The sequence below is a fragment of the Stenotrophomonas sp. NPDC077659 genome (genome assembly GCF_050268705.1).
Taxonomy (GTDB): Bacteria; Pseudomonadota; Gammaproteobacteria; order Xanthomonadales; family Xanthomonadaceae; genus Stenotrophomonas.
Genome location: NZ_JBNNHG010000184.1, coordinates 1 through 6,303, shown reverse-complemented (window position 1 = coordinate 6,303; position 6,303 = coordinate 1). Strand labels below are relative to the sequence as shown.

Below are 6,303 nucleotides of genomic sequence, written 5' to 3'. Positions count from 1 at the left end.
TGCCCAGCAGGCGCTGGGCGCGCTCCTGGGTGGTGGCTTCAACGACGAAGTCCCGCTGACCTTGCCGGTGCGCTGGTAGTCCTTCCAGCCGCTGCCGATCAGGTAACCGCGGGCGATGGCTTCCACCGGCACCGGCTTCAGCTTGCGGGTGACCACCGCGCGCTTGGCATACAGGGCCGGGTCCACGCCTTCGGGCAGCACGCTGGCCACGTCGATGCCGGTCAGGTGGTTGGGCATCAGGTGCGCAGTCTTGGCGAACCAGAAGTTGGACACCTGGCAGAGCATTTCGCCCTTGCCCGGGATCGGGTCGGGCAGGACCACATCGAACGCCGACAGGCGGTCGGTGGCCACCATCAGCAGGTAGTCGCCCGGCGGGGTCCCTGCAGGCAGCCGCTCGCGCGGGATATCGAACACATCACGCACCTTGCCGCGATGGCGCAAGGGCAGGCCGGGGAGATCGGATTGCAACAGCGTGGTCGGCACGGGCACTCCTGGGGCTTCGTCGATACGGCTGCCCAACGGACCCGGCGGGCCCGCTGACCAGCGGGCGGCCTAGTGTAAAGCCGTCCGGGCCCGCTGTGACGTAAAATGAGCGTCCATTTCGCCGGTCGACCCTGGGGCGCCATGCGCTGGTACGGAAAACTGCTCGGTTTCATCGCCGGCGCCCTGCTGTTCCGGCCCAATCCGCTGTTCGGGGCGGTCATCGGCCTGCTGATCGGCCACGCCTTCGATTCGGACTGGTTCCGCCTGAACAAGGAGAACCCGTACCGGGAGCTGGGGCTGACCTCCGAGGCCACCGACGCCGAGGTCGAGCGGGCCTACCGCAAGCTCATTTCCCAGTATCACCCCGACAAGCTCGGCGGCGCGGCCCCCGAGCTGCAGCAGCAGGCCGAGCAGAAGTCGCGGCGGATCAACGCCGCCTACGACCGCATCAAGACGCTGCGCAAGCGCTGACCCCTTTCCCTCGTCTCCAAGGCCCCGGCCATGTCCAACTGCCTCATCGCCCCGTCCATCCTGTCCGCCGATTTCGCCCGCCTGGGCGAGGAAGTGGACAACGTCCTGGCCGCCGGTGCGGACTGGGTTCACTTCGACGTGATGGACAACCATTACGTGCCCAACCTGACCATCGGCCCGATGGTCTGCCAGGCCCTGCGCAAGCACGGCGTGACCGCCCCCATCGACGTGCACCTGATGGTCGAGCCGGTGGACCGCATCATCCCGGACTTCGCCGAGGCCGGTGCCACCTACATCAGCTTCCACCCGGAGGCCAGCCGCCACCCGCACCGCACCATCCAGCTGATCCGTTCGCTGGGCTGCAAGCCGGGCATCGTGCTGAACCCGGCTACCCCGGTGGACATCCTGGACTGGGTGCTGGATGACCTGGACCTGGTGCTGTTGATGTCGGTCAACCCGGGCTTCGGAGGTCAGGCGTTCATTCCTTCGGCGCTGGACAAGCTGCGCGTGGTCCGCCAGAAGATCGATGCCAGCGGCAAGGACATCCGCCTGGAGATCGACGGTGGCGTGAAGGCCGACAACATCGGCGCCATCGCCGCTGCCGGCGCCGACACCTTCGTGGCCGGTTCGGCCATCTTCAACGCCAAGACCCGCTACCAGGACGTGATCGCGCAGATGCGCGCGAACGTCGCCGCCGCCCGCTGAAAAAAAGGGGACGGAGGGGATTAAGCTCGATTAATTCCCTCCGTCCCCTTTTCTGATCCTCATGGCACTGTTGAACATCCGCGCGGCCACCGTGGCCGACGCCGGCCTGATCCTGCGCTTCATCCGCGAACTGGCCATCTACGAGAAGGCCGAGCACGCGGTGCAGACCGATGAGATCGGCATTGCCGAGAGCCTGTTCGGTGCCGATGCCAGCGCCCGCGCGCTGATCTGCGAAGCCGACGGCGAAGCCATCGGCTATGCGGTGTACTTCTACAGCTATTCCACCTGGCTGGGCCGCAAGGGCATCTACCTGGAAGACCTGTACATCAGCCCGGAAAAGCGCGGCGCCGGCGCCGGCAAGGCACTGCTGAAGTACATCGCGCGGCAGGCCGTGGCCGAGGGCTGCGGTCGCTTCGAATGGTCGGTGCTGGACTGGAATACCCCCGCCATCGCGTTCTACACCGCCGCCGGCGCGAAGCCGCAGGACGAGTGGACCGTATACCGTTTGCAGGGGCAGGCGCTGCACGATTTCGCCAACGGTTGAAACGAAGGGCGTCGACGCATGGCCTGGATCCACTGCGTCCGCGCCTCAACCTGGATGGGGTGGAGGCGGTTCGCACGATTCCCCGGTAGAGCCACGGCATGCGTGGATGATCCGGGCGCAAAAAAAGGCCACGCCCAATCACTGGCGTGGCCTCGCTGCATGCGTGGGAGGCTGATCCTGCCTCCATCCATCGTCCCTGCTATGGACTTCCATTCTCCAGCACCTGAATGACACCGGCGTGACATTCACTGCGGGCAAACGCCGCGTTGATAGCCTGTGCGTCCCCCTGTGGAAGCATCTGCATGACCACCCTGCGTTGGCGCCTGATCCTCAACGGAAAATCCGCTGGCAGTGACGATCTGCGCGAGGCCGTCGGCCACTGGCGCGGGCAGGGCGTGCAGCTGGAAGTGCGGGTGACCTGGGAAGAGGGCGACGCCGAACGCTACGTGGCCGAGGCCATCGACCATGGCGTGGACGTGATCGTGGCGGCGGGTGGCGACGGTACGCTCAGTGCAGTGGCCGAAACCCTGGCCCATCGCGATGAGCCGGCCGACGCGCTGCCGTCGCTGGCGCTGGTGCCGATGGGCACGGCCAATGATTTCGCCACCTCGGCTGGAATTCCCACTGAACCCATTGACGCCTTCGCGCTGATTGGACAGGCGCCTGCTCGTCCCATCGACCTGCTGCGCGTGGACGCCGATGGCACGCCGTGGTGGTGTGCCAACCTGGCCAGTGGTGGCTTCGGCACCCAGGTGACCGTGGAAACCGATGCAGGCCTGAAGAAGATGCTGGGCGGCCTGGCGTATGTCATCACCGGCATCGCCAAGCTGGGGCGCATCGAACCGATCACCGCGCGCCTGACGGGTCCGGATTTCGCCTGGGAAGGCGGCTTCATCGCGCTGGGCATCGGCAACGGCCGCCAGGCCGGTGGCGGCCAGCAACTGTGCCCGCAGGCGCTGATCGATGATGGCCTGCTGGACGTCACCGTGGTGCCCGAACTGGAGGGCGAGGTGGCCGCGACCCTGGGCCAGATGCTGACCGGTGGCAAGGAAGCCGCATTGGAGCGCGCGGCGACCCGCGCACAGCTGCCGTGGCTGCAGATCGACGCCCCGCAGGCGTTGACCCTGAACCTGGATGGCGAGCCGGTGCAGGCGCAACGTTTCCGTATCGACTGCGTGCCGGGCCGGATGCGGATGCACCTGCCGGCTGGATGCCCGCTGCTGGGCGGGCAAGGGTAGAGCCGACGGGTAGAGTCGACTGTTAGTCGACTAACGCGCGCAGCGCGGGGTTTCCCGGCACCTGATGGAAGAGCAGTCGACTAACAGTCGACTCTACCGGTCGCCGTCCCGGTCCCCGCACCGGTAGTCGCCGCAGCCCCGCCGCGGATCCCGCACCGGTAGTCGCAGCGGTACGCGCCACAGCCCCCACCGCCGGCACCGTGCTCGCCGTGGTTCAGTTTCACAGGGTTCCCCTCCCGCCGATCCTGCGATACAGTCAAGGGGTGTCCAGCCTGACGACCCCTCGTACCCTTTCTTCCGCACGCCGTTGGTGGCGATGGTGGCCCGTTGCCGTCGTCCGATCCCCCAATGCTGTGTCCCGGAAGGAAAGTCGTCTTGAATTCGCTCGCTCAGTTTCAGCAGCAGGCCGCTGAAGGCCACACCCATATCCCCGTTGTCCGCGAAGTGCTGTCCGACCTGGACACGCCGCTTTCGGTCTATCTGAAGCTCGCCGACGGCCCCAATACCTACCTGTTTGAATCCGTCGAAGGCGGCGAGCGGTTTGGTCGTTACTCGATCATTGGCCTGCCGGCACGTCGCGTGTACGCCTTCCACGGCCACACCCTGTCCGTGCGCGAGGATGGCCAGGTGGTGGACACCCGCGAGGTGGCCGACCCCTTCGCCGAGGTCGAGGCGCTGCGCAGCGCCCACTCGGTGCCCAAGCTGGACGGCCTGCCGGGCTTCACCGGTGGCCTGGTCGGCTGGTTCGGCTTCGAATGCATCGGCTATATCGAACCACGCCTGGCCCCCCCGGCCGGCCGTGATGAGCTGGGCACGCCGGACATCCTGCTGCTGGATTCCAACGAACTGGCGGTGTTCGACAACCTGAAGGGCCGCCTGTACCTGATCGTGCATGCCGACCCGCGTGTCGAAGGGGCGTTCGAGCAGGCCCAGGCCCGCCTGGATGCCCTGACCGCCAAGCTGCGTGCGCCGGGTGCGGGCTATCCCGCGCCGCTCAACAGCGATGTGCTGGACGAATCCGATTTCGTGTCCGGCTTCACCCGCGAAGGCTTCGTCGATGCGGTCCAGCGCAGCAAGGAATACATCCGCGCCGGCGACATCTTCCAGGTGGTGCTGAGCCAGCGCCTGAGCGTGCCGTTCAAGGCGCGCCCGGTGGATGTGTACCGCGCACTGCGGGCGCTCAATCCGTCCCCGTACATGTACTTCCTCGATGTCGGCGATCTGCAGGTGGTCGGTTCGTCGCCGGAGATCCTGGTGCGCCTGCAGGATGGTGAAGTGACCGTGCGCCCGATCGCCGGTACCCGTCCGCGTGGTGCCACGCCGGAACTGGACCAGGCGCTGGAAGCCGAGCTGCTGGCCGACCCCAAGGAGCGCGCCGAGCACCTGATGCTGATCGACCTCGGCCGCAATGATGCCGGCCGCGTGTCCAAGGCCGGCACCGTGGAAGTGGGCGAGCAGTTCGTGATCGAGCGCTACAGTCACGTCATGCACATCGTCAGCGAAGTGACCGGCCAACTGCAGCCGGGCCTGAGTTATGCCGATGTGCTGCGCGCCACGTTCCCGGCCGGTACGGTCAGTGGCGCGCCGAAGATCCGCGCGCTGGAAGTGATCCGCGAGCTGGAACCGATCAAGCGCAATGTGTACGCCGGCAGCATCGGCTACATCGGCTGGCACGGCGATGCCGATACCGCCATCGCGATCCGTACCGCCGTCATCAAGGGTGGCCGCCTGTACGTGCAGGCCGGCGCCGGCATCGTCTACGACTCGGACCCGGACAAGGAATGGGACGAGACGATGAACAAGGGCCGTGCGCTGTTCCGCGCCGTCGCTCAGGCCGCCAAGGGCCTGTAAGCCTCTCTGTGCCGTGGCCTGCGCTGCGGCACCTTCCGCTGTTCCCATTCAAGACAAGGAGTACCGCATGAAGCTGCTGAGCGCATTGCTGTGGTCGTCACTGCTGGCCACGATGGCCCCGTCTGCGTGGGCGCAGGCCAATACCCTTCCTTCGCAGCCGCACCTGCTGGTAAAGGGAAATGCCACGCGCACGGTCATGCCGGACCGCTTCACCGTGAAGGTGGAGCTGGAAACGATCGACATGCAGACCGAGGTTGCCCGCCGCCGCGTCCAGGGCAATACCGAGCAGGTGCTCGCGCTGTTCCAGAAGCACGGCGCCATCAAGGGCAGCGTGCGTGCGGACAACCTGAGCATCTCGCCGTCCACTCGGTACCGCGATGACGAACAGGTGTACAACGGCGTCGAGGCGAGCCGTAGCCTGAGCGCATCCTTCGCCACGGCCGAGGCGCTGAAGAGCTTCCTGGGTGAGCTGAAGGCCAGCCGCGAAGTACAGGTGAGGACGGCGGCGCCGACCTACACGGATGAAGCAGGCCTGCGCGCCGAACTGAAGGCCGAAGCCGCCGCACAGACGCGCGCGTCTGCCAAGGGGCTGGCCGGTGCCTATGGCGCGAAAATCACCGGTCTCTACAGCATTTCCGATGTGGCCCCCAGTTTCGCCTATGGCGTGCAGGCCGGTACGTGGCCTAGCAGCGGACAGGCCGGCGACGGCTATGCCTACGCACCGGCAGAAGGCGACTCGCTGGATCGGATCCAGGTGACCGGCAGCCGTGCCGCTGCGGCGCCAGCGCCGGGCGAATTGCTGCAGGCAGCCCCCATCACCTACACCGAAAACGTATACGCCATTTTCCTGATAAGCGACGGAACCTGACCATGTTGTGGATGATCGACAACTACGACAGCTTCACCTACAACCTCGTGCAGTACCTGCAGACGCTGGGCGCCGAGGTGAGGGTGGTGCGCCCAGCGTCGCGGCGGCAGCGTAGCGTAGGGCCCGTGCAGGGGGCATCATGC

The 6,303-nt window shown here is 66.5% G+C and carries 8 protein-coding genes; 7 read left to right on the top strand and 1 reads right to left on the bottom strand.

Annotated features, from left to right (window positions below; all coding sequences use genetic code 11):
- On the bottom strand, nt 1–483 hold a 483-nt coding region (locus ACQKDV_RS17715; protein WP_427785485.1), incomplete at its 3' end, for a phosphoribosylaminoimidazolesuccinocarboxamide synthase.
- A 141-nt stretch (nt 484–624) separates the two neighbouring features.
- On the opposite strand from ACQKDV_RS17715, the gene ACQKDV_RS17710 reads away from it, so the two are divergent.
- The 7 genes from ACQKDV_RS17710 to ACQKDV_RS17680 all read left to right on the top strand — a co-directional run.
- Nucleotides 625–954: a J domain-containing protein gene (locus ACQKDV_RS17710; RefSeq protein ID WP_006399039.1), complete on the top strand. Its 330-nt coding sequence runs from the start codon at nt 625–627 to the stop codon at nt 952–954.
- A gap of 30 nt (nt 955–984) precedes the next feature.
- Entirely contained in the window at nt 985–1,659 is a 675-nt protein-coding gene (gene rpe, locus ACQKDV_RS17705; RefSeq protein ID WP_427785484.1) for a ribulose-phosphate 3-epimerase, read from the top strand.
- Between the two features lie 61 nt (nt 1,660–1,720).
- Nucleotides 1,721–2,203 carry an N-acetyltransferase family protein gene (locus ACQKDV_RS17700; RefSeq protein WP_427785481.1) on the top strand — a complete coding sequence of 161 codons (483 nt, stop codon included), beginning with the start codon at nt 1,721–1,723 and terminating at the stop codon, nt 2,201–2,203.
- Between the two features lie 302 nt (nt 2,204–2,505).
- Entirely contained in the window at nt 2,506–3,441 is a 936-nt protein-coding gene (yegS, locus tag ACQKDV_RS17695) for a lipid kinase YegS (RefSeq protein ID WP_427785479.1), read from the top strand.
- Nucleotides 3,442–3,789: 348 nt separating this feature from the next.
- Nucleotides 3,790–5,292, top strand: coding sequence for an anthranilate synthase component I (trpE, locus tag ACQKDV_RS17690; protein WP_427785477.1), 1,503 nt, complete (start codon nt 3,790–3,792; stop codon nt 5,290–5,292).
- 67 nt (nt 5,293–5,359) lie between these two features.
- Complete coding sequence (locus ACQKDV_RS17685; RefSeq protein ID WP_427785475.1) at nt 5,360–6,160, top strand: SIMPL domain-containing protein; 801 nt, start codon at nt 5,360–5,362, stop codon at nt 6,158–6,160.
- 2 nt (nt 6,161–6,162) lie between these two features.
- Nucleotides 6,163–6,303: glutamine amidotransferase-related protein (locus ACQKDV_RS17680; RefSeq protein WP_427785487.1), on the top strand; the 141-nt coding region annotated here is incomplete at its 3' end.